This is a genomic window from Streptomyces sp. NPDC057474 (assembly GCF_042802555.1).
Lineage (GTDB): Bacteria > Actinomycetota > Actinomycetes > Streptomycetales > Streptomycetaceae > Streptomyces.
Map to the genome: position 1 here is coordinate 1 of NZ_JBHVDX010000098.1, position 20,207 is coordinate 20,207.

The 20,207-nt window shown below is 70.8% G+C and carries 18 protein-coding genes and 1 tRNA gene; 8 read left to right on the top strand and 11 right to left on the bottom strand.

From position 1 onward, the window contains the following. The coding region (locus tag ACFU53_RS25475) for an FHA domain-containing protein (protein ID WP_383996707.1) at positions 1–1,379 on the top strand (1,379 nt) is incomplete at its 5' end. A gap of 118 nt (positions 1,380–1,497) precedes the next feature. Here ACFU53_RS25475 and ACFU53_RS25480 read toward each other — a convergent pair. Next, positions 1,498–2,481: a methyltransferase domain-containing protein gene (locus ACFU53_RS25480; RefSeq protein WP_383996710.1), complete on the bottom strand. Its 984-nt coding sequence runs from the start codon at positions 2,479–2,481 to the stop codon at positions 1,498–1,500. A 186-nt stretch (positions 2,482–2,667) separates the two neighbouring features. On the opposite strand from ACFU53_RS25480, the gene ACFU53_RS25485 reads away from it, so the two are divergent. The 3 genes from ACFU53_RS25485 (at position 2,668) to ACFU53_RS25495 (ending at position 4,090) form a co-directional block, all read left to right on the top strand. Next, positions 2,668–3,081 (top strand): globin, encoded by a 414-nt coding sequence (locus ACFU53_RS25485; protein WP_383996713.1) that lies wholly within the window; start codon positions 2,668–2,670, stop codon positions 3,079–3,081. 438 nt (positions 3,082–3,519) lie between these two features. After that, positions 3,520–3,663, top strand: coding sequence for a hypothetical protein (locus ACFU53_RS25490; RefSeq protein WP_383996787.1), 144 nt, complete (start codon positions 3,520–3,522; stop codon positions 3,661–3,663). Between the two features lie 142 nt (positions 3,664–3,805). Next, positions 3,806–4,090 (top strand): hypothetical protein, encoded by a 285-nt coding sequence (locus ACFU53_RS25495; RefSeq protein WP_383996715.1) that lies wholly within the window; start codon positions 3,806–3,808, stop codon positions 4,088–4,090. Here ACFU53_RS25495 and ACFU53_RS25500 read toward each other — a convergent pair. The 7 genes from ACFU53_RS25500 to ACFU53_RS25530 all read right to left on the bottom strand — a co-directional run bounded on the left by ACFU53_RS25500 (position 4,077) and on the right by ACFU53_RS25530 (position 13,297). Next, positions 4,077–4,769: a hypothetical protein gene (locus ACFU53_RS25500; RefSeq protein WP_383996718.1), complete on the bottom strand. Its 693-nt coding sequence runs from the start codon at positions 4,767–4,769 to the stop codon at positions 4,077–4,079. The two genes, ACFU53_RS25495 and ACFU53_RS25500, sit on opposite strands and share 14 nt — an antisense overlap. Further along, entirely contained in the window at positions 4,766–5,176 is a 411-nt protein-coding gene (locus tag ACFU53_RS25505) for an acyl-CoA thioesterase (protein WP_383996721.1), read from the bottom strand. Before ACFU53_RS25505 ends, ACFU53_RS25500 begins: the two co-directional genes overlap by 4 nt. A gap of 6 nt (positions 5,177–5,182) precedes the next feature. Beyond that, positions 5,183–6,847 carry an energy-dependent translational throttle protein EttA gene (ettA, locus tag ACFU53_RS25510; RefSeq protein WP_383996724.1) on the bottom strand — a complete coding sequence of 555 codons (1,665 nt, stop codon included), beginning with the start codon at positions 6,845–6,847 and terminating at the stop codon, positions 5,183–5,185. Positions 6,848–7,124: 277 nt separating this feature from the next. Then, positions 7,125–8,558 (bottom strand): Cys-Gln thioester bond-forming surface protein, encoded by a 1,434-nt coding sequence (locus ACFU53_RS25515; RefSeq protein ID WP_383996727.1) that lies wholly within the window; start codon positions 8,556–8,558, stop codon positions 7,125–7,127. A 290-nt stretch (positions 8,559–8,848) separates the two neighbouring features. Then, entirely contained in the window at positions 8,849–9,322 is a 474-nt protein-coding gene (locus ACFU53_RS25520) for a single-stranded DNA-binding protein (protein ID WP_383996730.1), read from the bottom strand. Between the two features lie 223 nt (positions 9,323–9,545). Continuing rightward, positions 9,546–11,375: a GTPase gene (locus ACFU53_RS25525; protein ID WP_383996791.1), complete on the bottom strand. Its 1,830-nt coding sequence runs from the start codon at positions 11,373–11,375 to the stop codon at positions 9,546–9,548. Between the two features lie 290 nt (positions 11,376–11,665). Then, entirely contained in the window at positions 11,666–13,297 is a 1,632-nt protein-coding gene (locus ACFU53_RS25530; protein ID WP_383996733.1) for a dynamin family protein, read from the bottom strand. A gap of 301 nt (positions 13,298–13,598) precedes the next feature. Here ACFU53_RS25530 and ACFU53_RS25535 point away from each other — a divergent pair. Further along, positions 13,599–13,671, top strand: a tRNA-Arg gene (locus tag ACFU53_RS25535). Between the two features lie 212 nt (positions 13,672–13,883). Here ACFU53_RS25535 and ACFU53_RS25540 read toward each other — a convergent pair. The 3 genes from ACFU53_RS25540 to ACFU53_RS25550 form a co-directional block, all read right to left on the bottom strand. Further along, a complete protein-coding gene (locus ACFU53_RS25540; protein ID WP_383996736.1) occupies positions 13,884–14,750 on the bottom strand; it encodes a tyrosinase family protein in 867 nt (288 codons plus the stop codon). Next, entirely contained in the window at positions 14,734–15,207 is a 474-nt protein-coding gene (locus ACFU53_RS25545) for a tyrosinase family oxidase copper chaperone (protein ID WP_383996739.1), read from the bottom strand. Before ACFU53_RS25545 ends, ACFU53_RS25540 begins: the two co-directional genes overlap by 17 nt. A gap of 400 nt (positions 15,208–15,607) precedes the next feature. Beyond that, positions 15,608–15,886 (bottom strand): hypothetical protein, encoded by a 279-nt coding sequence (locus ACFU53_RS25550; protein ID WP_383996741.1) that lies wholly within the window; start codon positions 15,884–15,886, stop codon positions 15,608–15,610. A gap of 515 nt (positions 15,887–16,401) precedes the next feature. On the opposite strand from ACFU53_RS25550, the gene ACFU53_RS25555 reads away from it, so the two are divergent. From ACFU53_RS25555 to ACFU53_RS25565, 3 genes are read left to right on the top strand one after another with little or no spacing between them, the layout of a single operon-like run. Then, positions 16,402–17,550, top strand: a complete 1,149-nt coding sequence (locus ACFU53_RS25555) for a DUF3344 domain-containing protein (RefSeq protein ID WP_383996744.1) — start codon at positions 16,402–16,404, stop codon at positions 17,548–17,550. Between the two features lie 49 nt (positions 17,551–17,599). Then, a complete protein-coding gene (locus tag ACFU53_RS25560; protein ID WP_383996747.1) occupies positions 17,600–18,781 on the top strand; it encodes a glycosyltransferase in 1,182 nt (393 codons plus the stop codon). Beyond that, positions 18,778–20,205 (top strand): exopolysaccharide biosynthesis polyprenyl glycosylphosphotransferase, encoded by a 1,428-nt coding sequence (locus tag ACFU53_RS25565; protein WP_383996749.1) that lies wholly within the window; start codon positions 18,778–18,780, stop codon positions 20,203–20,205. The genes ACFU53_RS25560 and ACFU53_RS25565 overlap by 4 nt, the downstream gene beginning before the upstream one ends. The last annotated feature ends 2 nt before the right edge of the window (positions 20,206–20,207 follow it).

Here is a 20,207-nt window from a genome sequence, read left to right on the forward strand (position 1 = left end):
GGCCGGGCCCTGGCGGCCCTGGCCCCGGTCCCGGCGCCGGGGGGAATCCGGCGCTCCGCTGTCAGCAGCAGCCTCCGCCGTCCTTCGGCGGCGGTGACGGGTACGACTACCAGAGCTCCCGCCCCTCGCAGGTGAACCGTCCCGCCGAGCCGATCCCGCCCTTCGGCGGGGAGCCGTCGGGTCCGGGTGGACCTGGAGGTCCGGGCGGAAACGGTGGGTTCGGCGGGCCCGGCGGTCACGGTGGTCCTGGTGGACCCGGCCGTCCCGGTGGCCCGTCGGGGCCGGGGGGTGCCTCGGGGTTCGGCGGCGGGCCTTCGGGCCGGCCCGGGCAGCCTGGTCCGGGGCAGCCCGGCCAGCCTGGTCAGCCCGGTCCGTCCGCGTTCGGCGGGGATCCTTCGCGACCTGGGCCCTCGGGCTTCGGCGGGGACCCTTCGCGACCCGGGCCCTCGGGCTTCGGCGGGGACCCTTCGCGACCCGGGCCTTCGGGCTTCGGCGGCGACCCTTCCCGACCGGTTCCGCCGCCGCCCGGGCCTACGCCGGGTGGGCTCGGTGGTCCTGGTGGTCCGGGTGGGCCTGGTGGGCCTGGTTTCCCCGGCGGACCCGGGCCTGGCGGCCCAGGTGGTCAAGGTCCCGGTGGTCAAGGTCCCGGTGGGGCGCCGCAGGCGTTCCAGCAGGCGGGGCCGTCGGCTCCGCCCGCCTTCCCGCAGGAGACCCGGCGACCGCAGCCCGGGGGACCCGGCGGCCCCGGTGGACCGGGTGGTCAGAATCCCGGTGGTCAGGGTCCCGGTGGTGGCCCCTCCTTCGGGGGTGACGACGACTGGGTGATCTCCCCGCCGTCGTCGACCGGTCCCGGCGGATCCGGTGGGCCTGGCGGCCCCGGTGGTCCTGCTGCGGGTGCTCGCCCCGGCGGCTACGGCTACCCGCAGCCCGGTGCCACCCAGGCCCCGCCCGGCCCCGCGTACCCGCAGGCGCCGACGACCTGGAGCGCGACCATCGGCCCGGACCGCGACTACTTCATGGCGATGATGCAGCGCTCGGGCCCCGAGGCCGCGGGCCTGAACCTGCCCGCGTACTCCCCCGAGCAGCGGCGCGCCCTCACCGGCAACCAGATCACCATCGGGCGCCGTCGCCACTCCACCGGCGACACCCCCGACATCGATCTCTCGGTGCCGCCGGAGGACCCGGGCGTCTCCCACCAGCACGCGGTGCTGGTGCAGCAGCCCGACGGCAGCTGGGCGGTCGTCGACCAGAACTCCACGAACGGAACCACCGTCAACGGTTCCGAGGAGCCCATCCAGCCCTTCGTCCCGGTCCCCCTCCAGGACGGGGACCGGGTACACGTGGGCGCGTGGACGACGATCACGATCCGCCGGGGCTGACCCGCCCGCGACAGCCAAACGATCAGGGCCGACCGAGCGACTTCAGTCGGCCCTGATCCATTGCCCCCAGGTTCCTCCGAGGCGCCGATGCTCCGATCGCTCCGGGGCGCGCGCGTCCTCAGCTCGGGAGAGGCCAGGCGTACGGCCCCTCCGGCTCGTCCAGCCACGCCCAGGCGTGGTCGCCGCGGACGGTGATGCCGTAGCGCTCTCGGGACGGCATGCCCTCGCGCTGCCACAGGGCGAGGGCCTCGTGCGGGTCGAGGCTGCTCGCCGTGAGGGCCAGCAGGAACCGGAAGAGCTCGTGGTCCCTGGCCCTGCGCGGCAGCCCGCCCAAATGCGGATGCACCGTCTCCGGCTCACTTCCCCCGCGCAACGGCACGAAGTACGCGGACGTGTGCAGGAAGCGCCCTTCGGCATGCTCGGTGTCCTCGACCCACAGCCGTACCAGCCCCGTGGCCAGCGGCGTCAGGATGCGTGCGCCGGGGGCGCACTGGGCGAGCCAGGCGCGCGGGATCGAGTGCAACGTGCAGGTCGCGATGATCCGGTCGTACGGCGCCCGCTCCGGCACCCCGCGCGCCCCGTCCCCGGTGACGACGGTCGGGTGGTATCCGGCGGCGTCCAGATGCCTGCGCGCCGCCTCCGTGATGTCGGCGTCCAGATCGACGGTCGTGACCAGGTCGTCCCCGAGCCGGTGCGCGAGCAGGGCGGCGTTGTAGCCGGTGCCGGCGCCGATCTCCAGCACCCGGTCGCCGTCCTCCACCTCCAGCTCGGCCAGCATCTTCGCCATCAGCGACGGCTGGCTGCTGGAGGAGATCAGCTCCCCGTCGCGCACTCGAGTGGCGAGCGGGGCGTCGGCGTACGCACCCCGCACCCAGCGGTCACGCCGCCGGGGGTCGCGCTCCTCGCCCCACAGCCGTTCGTAGCCGCCCACGGCGCCTACGTAGTAGTACGGCACGAAGAGGTGCCGGGGAACGCTCTCGAACGCCTTCCGCCACTCCGGGTCGGCGTCCCACGCCCCGCTCGCATCGATCTCGCGCACCAGCGCCGACCGGGCCTCGGCGGCGAGGCGTTCAAGGTCGTGGTCCACAGCGTGCGTGCCCATACCTCCACTGTGCGGCCCGACGCCTCCAGAGGCGAGCACCACGGCGGATCGGCCCGGAATCAACCGGTCCGCACCCTTCACCCGAAGTGCGACTCCCGATCGGCCCTCGGCCCGGCCGCCGACCGCCTGTCAGCCGCCTCTTGGATGGTCCTAAGCCTCAAGTCCTCCGCCGCCGCGTCTGAGACCATGGGGGACGTGAAAGAGATTCGGCGCGGCACGCTTCAGGAGCAGACCTTCTACGAGCAGGTCGGTGGCGAGGAGACCTTCCGGCGTCTCGTGCGCCGTTTCTACGAGGGTGTCGCCGAGGATCCCATCCTGCGGCCGATGTACCCCGAGGAGGACCTGGGCCCGGCCGAGGACCGTCTCACGCTGTTCCTGATCCAGTACTGGGGTGGCCCCACCACGTACAGCGAGAACCGCGGCCATCCGCGACTCCGCATGCGCCACGTCCCCTTCACCGTCGACCGCGCCGCCCACGACGCCTGGCTGAAGCACATGCGCGACGCCGTCGATGAGCTCGGCCTCTCCGAGGAACACGAGCACACACTGTGGAACTACCTCACCTACGCGGCGGCCTCGATGGTGAACGCCCCAGGCTGAGCGGACACGGGGTCCGACACCACTTACGCAGCACGGCAACCGTGCCCTACACCCTCACTGCCCCCAAGGCGAGCGGTGCCTCCACGATCTGTGGGCAGGAGGCGAGTATGGCCATGGCCTCGGGTTGGGCAGGACCGTGTCAGGACGCGGGTGGGAGCGCCACGACCTCCTGCTCTACGCCCGCTCCCGTCCTGCCCCGCCCCGAGACCGCCCCGAGGAACCGGCTCCAAAGGCGCGGCTTGTGGAGTTGAGGCCGGCGCGGACGGCGGCGCTGCGCCTGTTCGTCGGGCCTCGCCGGCCGGCTCCGGGTGCCGCCGGCGGAGGGACTGGGGGAGCAGGTGCGTACGGCCCGGTGCGATCACGGGGCGCGGTGCGGTGGCTGCTGTACAGACGGAGGGGCAGATGGAGTCGGTGGCGTACGGGTTCTGGCTGCACCGCATGACCGGATCGGCGTTGGAGACCAACCACTTCACCCGCGACCACGGGATCGCCCACCGCCCAGGTCCGCTGCCCCGAACCCCGGACCATCCGGCACGTCACTGCCGACCGAGTGCGTGGTCAGGGCCTGAGGGGCAAGCGTGACCGAAACCCTCCACGACGAGCCAGAGCCCGGCGTTCGGCACGTCCACCGCCCGCACGATGTCGGTCATGCACGGGGCCACTGTGCCCTGGATCATATCGAGCTGCCCTTGGGCGGTCATGCGCAGGGCCGGGGCACGTATCGGTGCTGCGCCACGGTGTCGCGGACGTCTTAGTCGAGGGCGCGGTTACCGGCCGACTCTCCCTGGTCACCCTGGCGATGGGCGCGGGCGGTCTCGCCGTCCGGCACATCAACGACGCGGGCCACTGGGTGTTCACCAGGCTCGCCGGCCTGGACATGGCGAGCGGCCTGCGCACCTGGAGCGCATTCACCACGGTCATGGGCTGCGTCGGCTGCGCCCTCACGGCCGTCATCCGGACCCTGGTCCAGCGAAGCCCGCCGCTGAAGGGACAACTCAGCGAACGCTGACGCCCAACGTCCCAAGTCCCGCCCGGCGTACGGCGATCGACCCGTACGGCGTGCGCAGCCTGAGCCACGCGCCCGACGAGAACAGTCCGAGCGACGCCACGTCGGGCGCGCCGGTCGTCCGCGCGGGACGGAGGAAGCCGAGCGACTGGGCCGCGTGCACGGCCCGCACCGGCAGATGCGTGTCCCCGACCGTCCGGGACCAGATCTCCCGCCCGATCCGGTCGAGCTCGGCCCGCGTCCGCCGCTCGGGCCCCAACTCCTCGGTACGGGACCGGAACTCGCGCACCGCCACGGAGACCATCGCCCGCAACGCGTCCGGCGCGGGCAGCCCCGCCTCCGGCCGCCAGCCACCGCGTGGGGGAAGCACCCCGGCCCACGGCGGCCCGGTCACCGCCGCCGGGACAACCGCCGTATCCCCGGACTCGTCGATGGACTCGAGGAGTTCACCGGCCGACACGGTCACGTCGAGCGTGACGTCGAGCCCGCTCTCGTACGGCTTGGCGAGGCGCACGGCCCGGATCGCCAGGACCTCGAAGGACGGTGGCCGGCCGAAGACGGCCAGTGCGGTGCCGACCGCCTGGAGGCGCACCGCTGCTCCACGGTCGTAGTGAAGCAGCCGGGAGAGGAAGGCCGCGAGATCCGCCGCCTCCCCCTCGTCAGCGAGGTGGAGCACCGTCATGCCGCGACGGCCTCCTCCTCGTCATCTCTGTACTCCTCCAGGAACTCGCGTTCCTCGGCGGTGATCCGGCGGGGCCGCTGGGTCGCGAAGTCGAACGGCACTATCACCGTCGAGGCCCGGACGTAGACCTGCTCGGGGTCCTTGACCTCGTACGTGATCGTGAACGACGCCGCTCTTATCTCCGTGACCCACAACTCGATGTCCACCGGCTTGTGCCGGTGCACCAGCTGCCGCTTGTAGTCGATCTCATGGCGCGCCACCACGGACCCCTGCTTGAAGTTCTTCTCCGGGCGGAACAGGAAGTCGATACGGGCTTCCTCCAGATAGCGGAGGAAGACCACGTTGTTGACGTGGCCGTACGCGTCCATGTCCGCCCAGCGCAGTGGGCAGCGGTAGATGTGCCGCAAGGTCGATCAGCCCCGGGTCAGCTTCTTGTAGGTGGCGCGGTGCGGACGGGCGGCGTCGGCACCGAGTCGCTCGATCTTGTTCTTCTCGTACGACTCGAAGTTGCCCTCGAACCAGAACCACTTGGACTCGCCCTCGTAGGCGAGGATGTGCGTCGCCACCCGGTCCAGGAACCAGCGGTCGTGGGAGACGACCACGGCGCAGCCCGGGAACTCCAGCAGCGCGTTCTCCAGCGACGACAGGGTCTCGACGTCGAGGTCGTTGGTCGGCTCGTCGAGGAGCAGCAGGTTGCCGCCCAGCTTGAGGGTGAGCGCCAGGTTGAGGCGGTTGCGCTCACCGCCGGAGAGCACCCCGGCCGGCTTCTGCTGGTCCGGGCCCTTGAAGCCGAACGCGGAGACGTAGGCGCGGGAGGGCATCTCGACCTGGCCGACGTTGATGTAGTCCAGTTCGTCGGAGACGACGGCCCACAGCGTCTTCTTGGGGTCGATGTTCTCGCGGCTCTGGTCGACGTAGGAGATCTTGACGGTGTCGCCGACCTTGATCGAACCGGAGTCGGGCTCCTCGAAACCCTGGATCATCTTGAAGAGGGTCGTCTTGCCGGCGCCGTTCGGGCCGATGATGCCCACGATGCCGTTGCGCGGCAGCGTGAAGGAGAGGTCGTCGATCAGAACCTTCTCGCCGAAGGCCTTGCTGAGGTTGTTGACCTCGACGACCACACTGCCCAGGCGCGGGCCCGGCGGGATCTGGATCTCCTCGAAGTCCAGCTTCCGCATCTTGTCGGCCTCGGCCGCCATCTCCTCGTAGCGGGCGAGACGGGCCTTGGACTTGGCCTGGCGGCCCTTGGCGTTGGAGCGGACCCACTCCAGCTCTTCCTTGAGCCGCTTGGCGCGCTTGGCGTCCTTCTGGCCCTCGACCTTGAGACGGGACTGCTTGCTCTCCAGGTACGTGGAGTAGTTGCCCTCGTAGCCGATCGCGCGGCCTCGGTCGAGCTCCAGGATCCAGCCCGCGACGTTGTCGAGGAAGTACCGGTCGTGGGTGACGGCGACGACGGTGCCGGGGTACTTCGCGAGGTGCTGCTCCAGCCACTGCACGGACTCGGCGTCCAGGTGGTTGGTGGGCTCGTCGAGCAGCAGCAGGTCCGGGGCTTCGAGCAGCAGCTTGCACAGCGCGACGCGGCGGCGCTCACCACCGGACAGGTTGGTTACGGGCCAGTCGCCGGGCGGGCAGCCGAGGGCGTCCATGGCCTGCTCCAGCTGGGTGTCCAGGTCCCACGCGTTCGCGTGGTCCAGGTCCTCCTGAAGCTTGCCCATCTCGTCCAGGAGCGCGTCCGAGTAGTCGGTCGCCATGAGCTCCGCGACCTCGTTGAAGCGCCTGAGCTTGCCCATGATCTCGGCGGCGCCGTCCTGCACGTTCTGCAGAACCGTCTTGGACTCGTCCAGCGGCGGCTCCTGCAGGAGCATGCCGACGGTGTAGCCGGGCGACAGGAACGCGTCACCGTTGGAGGGCTGCTCGAGGCCCGCCATGATCTTGAGAACGGTGGACTTACCGGCACCGTTCGGACCGACCACACCGATCTTCGCGCCGGGCAGGAAGCTCAGCGTGACGTCGTCAAGGATCACCTTGTCGCCGTGCGCCTTGCGTGTCTTGCGCATCGTGTAGATGTACTCAGCCAAGAGAAACCGTCCGGCAACTTGAAATCTGGCAGTGGGCAGTACCACCCATCTTGCCGCACGGCCAGCCCTGGACGGAAACCGGATGGTGAACCCCCTCGGACGAGCGACACGACCCCGGCGCCTTGGGGGCGTACCGGGGCCGCATCGCACGCACGTGTCACCGCGCGGTCACTCACTGTTGAGTTGCCAAGGAGCTCTTTCTCTCACGGGCCCGTTTCGCGGATCTCTCCGCGGTCTCTCACGGGCCCGATTCGCGGATCTCTCGACGGTCTCCTTTTCACGGATTCCGCTTGCGGATGAGGATCATCACCGCGCCGCCGATCACGACCAGGCCGATGGCGATGCCCCCGATCACCGGGGTGGCGCCGGAGCTGCCGGTCTCGGCGAGGTCGGTGCCGGAGTCGGTGGCCGCGTTGCCGCCCACCGTCGCCGGGCTCGGCTCGCTCAGCGTCTGGACCGAGTCCCCGCTCGCACCGGCCTCGGTCTCCGTCCGGCAGTCGAGCACGCCCCGGAACTGCTTCGCGAAGCCGTTCGGCCCCTTGATCGTGAAGTCGTACGCCTGCTCCTCCTGCAGCGGGATCGTCACCGTCCGGGTCTCGCCCGTGTCGATGGTGTACGTGATCCCCATCAGCTCGAAGGTGAAAGGCTGGTCGCCCTGGTTGGCGGCAGTGATGTCCAGGCCGCCCTCGGCGCAGTTCTTCTCGGCGGACAGCGCGGGTATCGCACCCTTCTCGGCCCAGTGCGCGGTCGCCGTCGCGGAGACCGTGGACTCGCTGGAGCCCGCGAGGATCTGGGTCTGGCTGCGGGTCTCGGAGGCGAAGGCACGGCCGACCGGCACAGTGGTCGAGGCCTGCACGATCAGTTCGGCCGACCCGTCCGCGGTGTCCTCGGGCACCTCGAAGTACAACTCGCTGCCGTCACCGGCCGAGGTCACGGCCTCGCCGTCCGCGTCGACGACCTGCACGCCGTCCGCCGTCCCGTCCGAGGGCGGGGTCACGGTCACGCCGTCCGCGTTGGTGTGCACCGTGACCGGGCCGAGCCGCTCGCCCGCCCGGCCTGAGACCGCCGACGGGTCGAGGGTCAGCGAGGCGGCCGGCTCCGCCAGATTCCGCGCGCTCTTCTCCAGATAGTCCGCGAGTTTCTCCGCCTCCGGGTCCAGAGCCGTCACATCGGCCCCGTCCGAGTACCGCCAGATCGCCACCTGCGTACCGGTCGCCGCGTCCTGCTCGGTGAGGCCCTTGGCGTCGGCCTTGCCGGAGAGTGCGGCGAGGTCGTTCACCTGCGGGTAGGAGTTCTGGAGGATCCAGCGGATCCTGCCCGCGTCCTCGTTGGCGCCCAGCGAGGTGCCGCTCCAGGGCGTCTCCTGGTACTTGGCGTCCTTCTGCGTCGGGTTCTGGACGTCGACGCAGTAGGTCTGCAAGGTGCCGCCGCCGTCGACGAACATCTCGAACAGTCCTGCGGGGAGTTGCTGTTCCTGGCCGTCGTCGGTACGGAGCACGGCCGTCCCGTACGTCTTGAGGCCGCCTATCGTCGCGGTCGCTCCGCCCGAACTCAGCGCCGTCTCGTCGGCGGCGGCCGGGCTCGCGGTGACGATCGCACCCGCGACGACGAGTCCGGACGCGAGGGACACGGCGGCGAGGCGGGCCGCCCCTCGCCTGCGCGCGGAGCACCCCGACCACACGGCGAACGACGCCGAGAACGAAGAAACCACAGAATTTCCCTTCGAGCAGGACCCGTTGACGTGGGGGGTTGTGGTCCCACCAGCAGAATCAGAAGCCCCGTGAGCTATGCCCGGCATCCTAGGGATGCGGCGCACCACTCTTCCCAGTCGTATCGTCGGACTACCGATCCGAATCGGAATCGTTATCGGTTGCACAGCTCGCGAACAGCGCTTATCGACAAATCGATGGAACATGTACGAGGACCGATCGCAACGCATTCGTCGATAAGCCACAGTTCAGCCAGGGCGTTGGTTATCGGGCGTGCACCCTCGACCTGATGTCAGGTCACCCCGGCTGGCTCCGGCCGGAGTTCGGATACGGCGTCCATCCCACTCCCGGGCGGCGGGGTCTCCCAGTTCGGCTCCGGCTGGGACTGGCCCGTCACCGCCGTTTCACCCCGGGGTGTCCGCCGGAACGCCGATGTGCCACGCGACAGGTCGTGGCCGATCGTGACCGCGTCGACGTCCGCCGAGACCCAGCTCTGCCCGTCCCGCTGCTCGGTGCGCACCTTCAACCGCCCCTGCACCACGACCGGATCACCCAGCGCCACCGAGGACGCCACGTTCGCGGCGAGCGTGCGCCTGGCCCACACCGTGAAGAAGTTGGTGTGCCCGTCGGTCCACTCGCTCTTCTCCCGGTCCCAGTACCGCGAGGTCACCGCCAGCCGGAACCGGGCCGACGAACCCGTCGACAACTCCCGGCAGACCGGCTGGGTCGCCACGTTCCCCACCACGCACACCATCGTCTCGTTCATCTCGCGAACCCCTCCTTCACGCCGGCACCGACTCCGGCGCCGGCCGGACACGCGTACGGGCCCGCCCCGTACGGCTGCTGCGTCTGTCGTGCGGCGGTGTTGTGATTGCCGCGTGTTCAGACTGCCGCCGTCGGGCCGAGCCCGCTGAGCCCTGTGCGCTACCCGCCGGTTGTGGAAAACTCCGTCACCCGACGGGGTGAACTGTCCACACGAGCGACGCCGATCATCCCACCGGTGCCGCTCCCAGCACCCGCCCGTACTGCTCCCGCACCTCCCGGTACCGCAGCAGCTCGGCCGCCACCGGATCCAGCACCCGCGCCCGGCCGCACCCGGCGGCCGCCTCACGCAGCCGCCGCTCCGCTTCGCAGCCGTAACGCCGTGCGGGCCCGCGTGCCGCCAGCCGGCACCCCCACTCGACGGCCGGACCGCCGACGATGCCGATCACCATCAGCAGTACCGGCACCCCGAGGTTCGGCGCCATGAACCCGATGATCTGCCCCAACAGCCACAGTCCACCGAGGACTTGAAGGACGGTCATGGCCGCCTGCGCGAGCACGGCGACGGGCCACCAGCCGGGCCGCGGTGGCCGCCCCGTCGGCGCCCCGGCCCGCACGGCCAACTCGTCCAGCGCCTCGGGCAGCCCCTGCGCCCCGCGAACGGCCGCCTCGCGCACCGCCTGGGCCCAGGGCACAGGCAGCCCCGTCGCGGCGCGCTCGGACAGGATGCGTACGGCCTGTTCGACGCGCTGTCGGGCGGTGGCCTCCTCGTCCACGGGCGCCGCCAGAGCGAGCCGCCCCGTGGGGGGTTCGCTCCGGTCCTGGTACCACCGCCACAGCCGTAGCCAGGGCGTACCGCACGCGCGGTTGGCGTTGCGCAGCCAGGCGCGCTCGGCGGCCTCGCCCGCCGCGGTGGCGCCGACGGCGTCAGCGAGCCGCGCGGCGAACTCGTCCCGGGCCTGCTCGCTGAGCCCCGCGCTCCGCTGATTGGCGTACACCGGCCACAGCCGCGCGGCGGCCGCGTCCAGATCGGCGCGGACCCGGCGGGCAGGCGCGCCCCGCTCGGCCACGAACTGCCCCAGCACCTCACGCAGTTCCCCCACCCCGTCCCCGGTGAGCGCGGACAGCGCGAGCACGGTGGCGCCCGGTTCGCCGTACTCCCCCAGGGCGATCCCGTCCTCGTCGAGCAGCCGCCGCAGGTCGTCGAGGACCTGGTGGGCGGCCTCCCCGGGCAGCCGGTCCACCTGGTTGAGGACGACGAACATGACCTCCGCATGGCCGGCCAGGGGCCGCAGATAGCGCTCATGGAGGATGGCATCGGCGTACTTCTCCGGGTCGACGACCCAGATGACCGCGTCCACGAGGGCCAGGATCCGGTCGACCTGCTCCCGGTGCTGCACCGCCGCCGAGTCGTGGTCGGGCAGGTCCACCAGCACGAGACCGCGCAACTGCGCCTCCGCCTCGAGGCTCTGCAACGGCCGCCGCCGCAGCCGTCCCGGAATGCCCAGCCGGTCGATGAGAGTCGCCGCGCCGTCGCTCCAACTGCACGCGATGGGCGCGGCTGTGGTGGGCCGGCGTACGCCCGTCTCCGAAATCGCCACGCCGGCGAGCGCGTTGAACAGCGTCGACTTGCCGCTGCCGGTGGCGCCCGCGACGGCGACGACCGTGTGCTGCCCCGAGAGCCTGCGCCGTGCCGCCGCCTCGTCCAGAACCCGTCCGGCCTCCGCCAGCGTCTTGCTGTCCAGCCGCGTACGGGACAGCCCCACCAGCTCCCGCAGCGCGTCGAGCCGCGACCTCAGGCGCCCGTCGTACGCGAGCGGGGTGACCGGCTGCGCGACCGAAGCCCTGGTCTCCACGGCCAGAAACCGCTCGGCGGCACTCGTCTCGCTGACACGCCGGGCGATGAGCCCGTCGTCCCAGGGGTCACCGGATTCCGTACGACCGGAGGGGGCGCCGGACAGATCGGCGGCTGAGCCGGTCGACGTGCCGCTGGACCCGTCGTCGTCACCGGACGCACCGCTGTCGGGCACGCGCGCGTGGACGTCGTTGTCGCGCATCCGGCGCTTCTCACGGCTCCGGCGGCTCGCGGCCTCGTCGCGCTCTTCGGCTCCCTCGGGGGGCTTGTTCTCGGCAGGCCGCTTGCTCTCGGCGCTCCCCGGGGGGCCTCCTTCCGGGTTCCTCGGATGCCCCTCTTCGAAAGCACCCTCCGCAGGGAGGCGGCTTTCGCCATCGTCACCCTTCATGTCGGCCTTCTTCTCGGCCTTCTTGTCGGCCTTCTTGTCGTCACCCATCTCGGGGACGCCGTCTCCGGTCTGATCCGTGCGGTCAGTGACGGCGGTCACGGCGGTCACCTCTCCTTCTGCAGTACGGACAGGGCGGCGATGAGTTCGGCCTGTGGTTCGGGATGTACGTCGAGGGCGTCGAGCGGGGCGAGGCGACGGTCGCGCTCGGTGTCGAGGACCCGGTCGAGGTACTCGGCGAGCAGCCGCCCGCCACGGTCACGCAGCCGCAGCGCGCCGTGCGCCCCGATCCGTTCGGCGAGCCCCTCCCCCGCGGCCCGGGCCCGTCGGCCGCCCAGCAGGGCCGTGGCGACCAGGGCGGCCACCACCTCGGCTTCCGGCGCGATGCTCCGGTCGAGGTCGCGCACCTCTTCCTCGGCGTACTCCTCAAGGACGCGCCGCCAGCGTCGTACGGTCATCCCGATCCGGTGCTCGACGCTCTCCCCCGTCGCCCCACGTCCCGTCAGCCCGACGGCCACAGCTGCCGGTTCGCGACGCCAGGCCTCGCCGATCCGCTCATCGGCGGCGGTGACGGCGCACAGCAGCAGCGCGCCCAGGCTTTCGACAAGGGCGTCGAGCAGTTCGCGGGCAGTGCAGTCGAGCGGATAGCTGCGCCACCGCTTGAGGGCGCCGCCCGCGAGCACGGCCCCCGACTGCAAACGCTCCTTCACACGCGCGCGCTCGCTGTCGTACGCCGTGTCGACGGCCGCGGTGAGCCGGAGAGCGGCGGAGTACTGCTGGGCCGCAGCGCTGGCCAGCTCGGGCATCCGGGACCTCAGGGAGTCGAGCACCCCGTACGCGGTGCGAGCCATGGCCTGGTGCAGGGCTTCCGGATCGGTCGTCTGCTGGATGAGCCAGGTCCGCAGCGGCGCGACGGCGGTGGCGGGCAACAGCCCGCCGCCCCAGGCGGACTCGGGCAGTTCGGGCACGGTGAACCGGGGCACGTCGCCGAGCCCGGCCTTGGTCAGCAGCGCCCCGTACTGCCGGGAAACCTCGGACACCACCTGGTGGGGCACCCGGTCGAGCACGGTGACCAGGGTCGCCCGGTTTTCCTTCGCGGTCCGCAGCAGATGCCACGGCACGGCGTCGGCGTAGCGGGCGGCCGTGGTGACCATCACCCAGATGTCGGCGGCGCAGATGAGTTCGGCGGCGAGGACGCGGTTGTCGGCGACCAGGCAGTCGATGTCGGGCGCGTCGAGGAGGGCGAGACCGGGGGGAAGGCTGTCGGAGGTCTCGATGCGCAGTACGCGCTCGCCGTTATTTCCACCGTCCCGGCCCGGCGGAAATGATTCGTCGCCCGGATCCTGACCGGCCTCCTGTTGGGGCACCCACGCGCGCGTGAGGTTGGGCAGGACGCGCATGCCGCTGAACCAGTGATGGTCCTCGGGATGACAGACCAGTACGGGCGTACGGGTCGTCGGCCGGAGTACCCCGGCCTCGCTGACCTTCCGCCCCACCAGGGAATTGACGAGAGTGGACTTGCCGGCTCCCGTCGATCCCCCGACCACGGCCAGCAACGGCGCTTCGGGTTGCCGCAACCGGGGCACCAAGTAGTCGTCGAGTTGCGCGAGCAGTTCGTCGCGGTTGGCACGCGCGCGCGGGGCTCCTGCCAGGGGCAGCGGGAAGCGCGCGGCGGCGACACGGTCGCGCAGGGTGGAGAGCGCGTCGAGCAGCTGAGGCCGTACTTCCAAGGTCACCACATGTGAAGAATGCCCAATTTTGTGGACTTTCTGAAGCATATAAGTTCGCCTGCGCGCCGACAGGACGGAGGGGGCGAGAGGGGCGCAGGCATAACGAGTGCACAACACCCGAGGCGCGAGACGCCAAAAGTGGTGCACGATTCGTACCTGCCTGCGATTATCAGGACCGCTTCACCGAACCTCCACATTGAGCCACGGAGGCGAAGCAACAGGGACAAGGACTCGGGAGCCCTATCCTTGTCCCCGGCAACGTCACGGATCAGCCCACACCCGGGCACCACGACAGAGGCCACCACACCCGGCCCCCGTAGCTCAGTGGATAGAGCAGGCGCCTTCTAAGCGCTTGGCCGCAGGTTCGAGTCCTGCCGGGGGCGCCGCATTTCTCCACGCCAGACCCCTCGCCCGCCCTCCTGCCCCGCGCCGCGCATGCCGCCTCCAGTCACGGCGACACGGGTCCGTGTCGGACCGATCACAGGAAGCAATTACAGCGAGACGCCCTGGCCAGGGCTCTTCCGATGCCCGGCATCGCGTGCGAAGCCCGATGGGGTCAGGCCTGGGCGGCCCACCCGCAGATGGTCGCTGTCTGCTACGTGTACTCATAGACCGCGCTGTGATCTTCCAGTTCCTCCGGGGTCACGTCCCACGGCGGCATCCGCTCGTGCCGCGCGACGACCCGGCCCCTCTGGGCATCCCCCGGGCCGGGCGGCTTCGCGGGGAGATAGCGGGCCTTCCGGTGCCGCCTCTGCCAGCGGGACCACACCAGGTCGACGAAGGCGTGGTGCATCCAGAAGACGGGGTCGTTGACGGAGGCGCCGCTCACCATGTGGCCGCCGACCCATCGGTGGACCCGGTTGTGGTTGCGCCACGACACGACGCCGCGCCCCGGCCCCCACCCCTCCAGCTTGTTGCGGAACCCTTTGGCGGACGTGGAGTTCCAGGGGGCCGTGTCGTAGACCGGGTCCGCGAGGGCCTTCTCCACATCCCCGGCCGTGGGCAGAGCGATCGGGTCCCGGGAGAAGCCCAGGTCCCGCATGAGGTACTCGGTGTCGGTGATCCCCTCTCTGATGGTCCACTGGCCATGGCGGTAGGCGAAGGGGCCGGTCATGACCTGCCGGTCGGAACGCCGCCCGTTGCCGCCGAGCAGATCCTCGGTCCACGGCACGGCCGTCGGGGCACGGTCTCGCGTCCAGTCCCAGTACGGCACGGTCACCGACTCGTCCACGCGGCGCAGCGCCCGCTCCAGGTCCAGCACGAACCTGCGGTGCCAGGGCAAGAAGGAGGGCGCCATGTGGGCCGTGCGCGGGCCGTTCTCGCCGTCGGGAAGGAAGTACTGGATGTGCGTGCGGACGAACTCGTCGTACTCGCCACGGCGTTTGACCTCGATCAGTGCGGTGACGAATCGGTGCCGCTCGGCAGGGGTGAGCGTGCTGACGTCCTTACGCGTGTACACCATGGCGATGATCCCCCTCGGTTGTCTGGCCACCGTTCGGCGTACCGCTGTCGTCCGTGCGGCTGCCCGTTCCGCCCGACACGCCCAACCGCGCGGTGGGGCCGAGTTCGTCCACGGCCGCGCGCGCCGCGGCGAGTGGCGTCGGATACGACTGGTAGTGGTCGACCATGGTCATCCAACCGCCGTCGACGCGACGCATGAGGTGCAGCGGCCGCCCGTCCACAGTGACGTGCCATACGCCGGAGACGTCGTCTCCCGACTGCCCGGCGTCGACTGCGATGCCGGCGATGCGCCGTCCGCGATACGTCTCGCGGAACCATGCCCCCTCCGGCCCGGTCGCCCCCGATGCCGCCATGAACGGTGCGAGTGCCACCCCTGCCGCCGCCGCGAACAACCCCCGCAGCACCCGCCTCCGCCCGGTGGGCTCCGCGGGGTTGACGGCGAGTGACGATCCGGTCACGGCCTCCCCGGGACTCGGCCTCGGCGACCACCGACCGGCCTCGGACGTTTCCTCACCCGAGCGGTGCATACGCGCCAACGTGATCACACGATGCGGGCTCCAAGACCCTCGTCCAGAACTTCGCACCCAACTCGTAAGTCAGCACCATGAATTCTCCATCTTATCCAACGAGCCCCCGGACTCCCCGCACATCGCCTGAACAAGGAATTCCAGCATCGCGGGTACAGGCTCACCCTTTATGAAATGAATCCGGCCGCAGAAGCCACACCACGCGACGGGCAGTCCCGGCAACGCAGAGGCCGACACCGCGCGTCGCGGAATCGGCCTCTTCGGAGCAACCACCGGGAAATGCCAGAAGCGCCGGATCAAGACGCGGCGGGCATCGCGGCCGGGGACGTTCTCACTTCTGCTGCGACAGACCGCCCAGCAGCGGAGCGCCGCTGCCCAGGGCGGTGGACGTGCGATCCACCGTGCTCAGCAGCGCCTCCTTCTTCTCCTTGGCATCGAGCGCGTCCCCCTTCAGCGGCGGCACCTGGACGGGGCCCTTGCCGAGCGTGTTCACCGCGTTGTTGAGGCTCTTGTGCACCACCTCGGTGGCGTTCTGGGCGAACGCGGGCGCAGCGGCACCGGCGATGATCAGGGACCCGGTGACGACAACAGCAGCCTTCAGAGACTTCATGGAGTTCCTTTCTTCGGCAATGTGGGTAGCCAGGGCGGATTCTGACGTCGTGCACAACGAGCGCCGACCGGTCCGGAAACCCGCGTGCAGAAGATTGCCGAGTACTCATATGAAACCCCTGAAGGATTTATCTCCGTAAGTCGGCACGGCCACGAGAAAGAGCGGAAAGGAACAGCGTTACGCCGACGTGGTTCGGCCAGGGCGCCCTTCGTCGCGTCACCGGGCCTGCCGGCCCGCGGAGTCGGGTGGGCGCGATACGCCGCACGGGCAGAACGCGCATGGGGCCACCTTCAAGCCATGGGGCCACCTTCAAGCCATGGGGCCGCTTCCCCTTGCGGGGCGGGAAGCGAGCCCGGGAAGCCCCCTACTTCACTAATCCGACACACTTGTCGCGTTTGACAGGATTATGTCCGATAGCGGCTAGAGTTTGCGCACTTGACGCGTCCCTACAGCACGCCCATCGCCTCTTGCTGTCCCCCTGGCACCTCCACCTTCCCGAAAGGGCAACGCCGGTCATGCGCAATTCCCTAGCCCTCCTGCTGCGCCGTACAACGGTGGGCGCCCTCGCTCTCGCCGGGATGTGGGCTCCCGCCAGTGCCCTGGCGGTCGCGCCTGTCGCACCGTCGTCTCAGGAGGCCGGCCGTCTCCCGTTCGCCCAGCGCTACCACGCCCTCCAGCACGGCGGGATCGCCCGCGCGGCCAACGTCTCCATCAGCTGCCGTACGCCACGGTCGAACTACCCGTTCCCGCCGTCGACGGCGCGTTCCTGCCCAGCCACTCGCGAGGGCGGGACCGGGGTGAACGGCGACTTCGACATGATGTACGTCGACGTCGACAAGGACCCGAACACCTACAACTCCTCCCGCGCGGAGGTCCGTGTACCCGAGGGCTCACGGGTCAGCTACGCACGGCTGTACTGGGGCGGCAACCTGCGCGTCGGCGAGCAGAAGCCGCCCAAGGACAACGGGCGGGTGCTGGTCGCCGAACAAGGCGGGGAGTACAAGGAGGTCCTCGCGGACACGGTCGTCGGCCACCGTGTGGCACACGGTGCGGATGCCTTCCAGGCCTCGGCGGACGTCACGAGCCTGGTGCGGGAGAGCGGGCCGGGTCTGTACACCGTGGCACAGGTCAACGTGGCGATGGGGAGGTCCACGGCCGGCGCGTGGGGTGGCTGGACGCTGGTGGTGGCGTACGAGAACCCGGAGCAGCCGTTGCGGCACCTCGCCGTCTGGGACGGCTTCGACGCACTGAAGTCCGGTGCGGGGCAGGAGATCCGGCTGCGCGGAATGCGTTTCCCGGCGGGCGCGGGCGGCCGAGCGGGCCTGGTGACATACGACGGCGACCATGGCGCGACCGGCGACACTCTCACCCTCACGGCCACCCGCACGTCCTCCGCCCAGCTGCCCCACCACACCGAGGTCACCTCCCTCGCCGACCCCGCCAATCCCCGTGCCGACGTCCTGAACTCCACGATCAGCGAACCGGGAACGTCCGAGCCGAGGCGGGTGCCCGCGTACAACCGCACGCTCGGCTACGACTCCGATGTGTTCGATCTCGGAGCAGGCCTGCGCCACGGCGGCGACCAACTGGCCTTCCGAGTCGTTTCCCAGCGGGACGTGATCTGGGCCGGCGTGCTCTTCGTCGCCGTCGACGCCCAGCGGTAAGGCGTGTTCTTTCCCGTCCCGAGCGTCACCGTGAGCGAGGACATCGCGCATGCACACGTCATCAACCGGCCCTCGGTCGCGAGTCCTTCACCTCACCCAGCCCGTGGACGGCGGGGTCGCCCGCGTCGTGACGGACCTGGTACAGGCACAGCTCAGGGCCGGCCTGGCCGTCACGGTGGCCTGCCCCGACAGTGCGCTCAGCACAGGGCTCCGGCGACTGGGCGCGGACGTGCGGCACTGGCACGCAACGCGGTCACCGGGTCCGTCACTCGTCCGGGAGGTACGACATCTCGCACGCGTGATCGATGAAGTGTGCCCACATCTGGTGCACGCGCACAGCGCGAAGGCCGGGCTCGTCGGGCGGCTCGCCGTCCGCGGGAGGATCCCCACCGTGTTCCAGCCGCACGCCTGGTCGTTCGAGGCCACCGGCGGGGCCGGCTCGGCGCTCGCGCGGGCGTGGGAACGGTGGGGGGCGCGCTGGGCCTCCCAGGTGGTGTGCGTGAGCGAGGCGGAGCGCATGACCGGCGTGCGCGCCAGGATCAACGGGCGCTGGAGCGTCATCCCCAACGGTGTCGACCTGCAGCGCTTCCGCCCCGCCCCCGTCGGTACCGTACGAGCTGGGCTGAGGCCGTTGCGCGAGGTCGATCCCGCCGCGCCGCTCGTCGTCTGTGTAGGGCGGCTGTGTCGGCAGAAGGGCCAGGCCGTCCTGCTGAGGGCGTGGAGTACCGTCGCCCGCAGGGTGCCCGGCGCGTGTCTCGTCCTGGTCGGCGACGGTCCGGACCGCGACCGGCTTCGGGCGCGCGCGCCGAAATCCGTGCTGTTCGCGGGCGACGTCGCCGACGTCGTCCCCTGGTACCAGGCCGCAGATCTCGTTGTTCTGCCGTCCCGTTGGGAGGGCATGGCGCTGGCCCCGCTGGAGGCGATGGCCTGCGGCCGGCCGGTGGTGGCCACAGACGTCGACGGTGCCCGCGAGAGCCTGCCTCCCTCACTCGCCTCCCGCTGCCTGGTCCCGCCCGAGAACCCGGCGGTGCTGGCCGAGGCCGTCGCCGAACTGCTGCCCGACCCACTGCTGCGCGCGTCGCTCGGCCGCCAGGGGCTCCAGTACGTCCTGTCCTCGCACGACGTGCGGCACACCACCGAGGCGGTCGCGGACGTCTACCGCCATCTGATCGGCGCGCGACCCTCACCACGCGTCGCACGCACGGAGCATAGGGAGTCCATCCAGTCGTGACCGCGGACAGCACCATCCCCTCCCCTGGCACACCGCCCCGGGATCACGGATCCTCACCCCTCTCGGTCATGCCGTCGCGCGGCACCGTCCCGAGGCCCCCGTCCCCCGCCGACAGGCGGCCCGCACGCTCGGCCTCGCCGGTGCCCCTGCTCGTCGCGGACGGCACGGCCGCCCTGCTGGGTGCCCTGACACTGACCGGAAGTCAGCTCGGCCCGCTCCCATCGGCCTTGCTGCTGGCCGTGTCGCTGCTGCTGCGCCCGCACCACGCGCGCCCGCCGGGGCCGGGCATCCTCGACGAACTGCCCGCCATCTGCCGCCGGACAGCGGTGGCCTGGCTGACGCTCGCCGCACTGATGGCGGCGTACCGGCCGGACGACGCGCTGTCCACGCACACCCTCCTGGTGGGCTTCGCCGTGCAGGCTGCGGCGAGCTGCGCGCTGCGCGGCACCGTGCACGCTAGGTGGCGCGCAGCGCTGCTGCGCAACCCTCGCACCGCGCTCGTCATCGGCCCGGCGGCGACCGCGCAGCGCGTGGCCGCCGCCGTGTTGCGGCACCCCTGGTGCGGGGTACGGCCGGTGGGGATCGTGGCCGAACGGCAGGACGACGCCGAGGGCCTGCCGGTTCTGACGACCGGTGAAGAGGTCGAGAGGGCGGTCGTCCAGAACAGCGTGCGGTCGGTGTTGGCCGTCCACCCCTCCGTACGGGCCGAACAGGGACCGCTGCTGAGCGCGCTGGCCGAGCGGGGTTGCGTGGTCTGGGAGCTGGACGCGGACTCCCCGTCGTACGCGACGAAGGACCGACTGGCCGGGTTCTCCTGCCGGCGTCTGGAGAGGGCTACGACGCCACGCGGCAGCGTGGGCAAGCGGGCGCTCGACATCGCCGTGTCGGCGACGCTGCTGCTGCTGGTCAGCCCCCTGTTGCTGCTGTGCGCGGTGACATTGCGGATCAGCGACGGGCCGGGTGTGGTGTTCCGGCAGGAGCGCATCGGCAAGGACGGAAAGCCTTTCACGCTGTTGAAGTTCCGCACCCACCGTCCCGTCGACGAGCACGAGGCGGCGACCCGGTGGAGTGTGGCGAACGAGCACGAGATGCGCGGGTTCTGCCGCATGCTGCGGCGCACCTCGCTCGATGAGCTCCTCCAGCTGTGGAACGTGCTCCGGGGCGACATGAGCCTCGTCGGACCTCGGCCCGAGCGCCCCTACTTCGTCGCACAGTTCAGCGAGTCCCACCCCGGCTACGCGGCTCGCCACCGTATGCGGACCGGCATCACCGGCCTCGCCCAGATCCATGGGCTGCGCGGCGACACGTCCATCGAGGACCGCTTCCGGTTCGACAACTCCTACATCGACAACTGGTCGCTGTGGCAGGACGTGTGCATCCTGTTGCGCACCGCGGCCACGCTCATGCGTCCGACGGGAAGCTGAGA

Excerpts from the sequence above, each read along its gene's own strand:
- ACFU53_RS25480 (WP_383996710.1), bottom strand. The coding sequence starts at position 2,481 with ATGGGCACGCACGCTGTGGACCACGACCTTGAACGCCTCGCCGCCGAG.
- ACFU53_RS25485 (WP_383996713.1), top strand. The coding sequence starts at position 2,668 with ATGGGGGACGTGAAAGAGATTCGGCGCGGCACGCTTCAGGAGCAGACC.
- ACFU53_RS25490 (WP_383996787.1), top strand. The coding sequence starts at position 3,520 with ATGACCGGATCGGCGTTGGAGACCAACCACTTCACCCGCGACCACGGG.
- ACFU53_RS25500 (WP_383996718.1), bottom strand. The coding sequence starts at position 4,769 with ATGACGGTGCTCCACCTCGCTGACGAGGGGGAGGCGGCGGATCTCGCG.
- ACFU53_RS25520 (WP_383996730.1), bottom strand. The coding sequence starts at position 9,322 with ATGAACGAGACGATGGTGTGCGTGGTGGGGAACGTGGCGACCCAGCCG.
- ACFU53_RS25525 (WP_383996791.1), bottom strand. The coding sequence starts at position 11,375 with ATGCGCGACAACGACGTCCACGCGCGCGTGCCCGACAGCGGTGCGTCC.
- ACFU53_RS25540 (WP_383996736.1), bottom strand. The coding sequence starts at position 14,750 with ATGGTGTACACGCGTAAGGACGTCAGCACGCTCACCCCTGCCGAGCGG.
- ACFU53_RS25550 (WP_383996741.1), bottom strand. The coding sequence starts at position 15,886 with ATGAAGTCTCTGAAGGCTGCTGTTGTCGTCACCGGGTCCCTGATCATC.
- ACFU53_RS25555 (WP_383996744.1), top strand. The coding sequence starts at position 16,402 with ATGCGCAATTCCCTAGCCCTCCTGCTGCGCCGTACAACGGTGGGCGCC.
- ACFU53_RS25560 (WP_383996747.1), top strand. The coding sequence starts at position 17,600 with ATGCACACGTCATCAACCGGCCCTCGGTCGCGAGTCCTTCACCTCACC.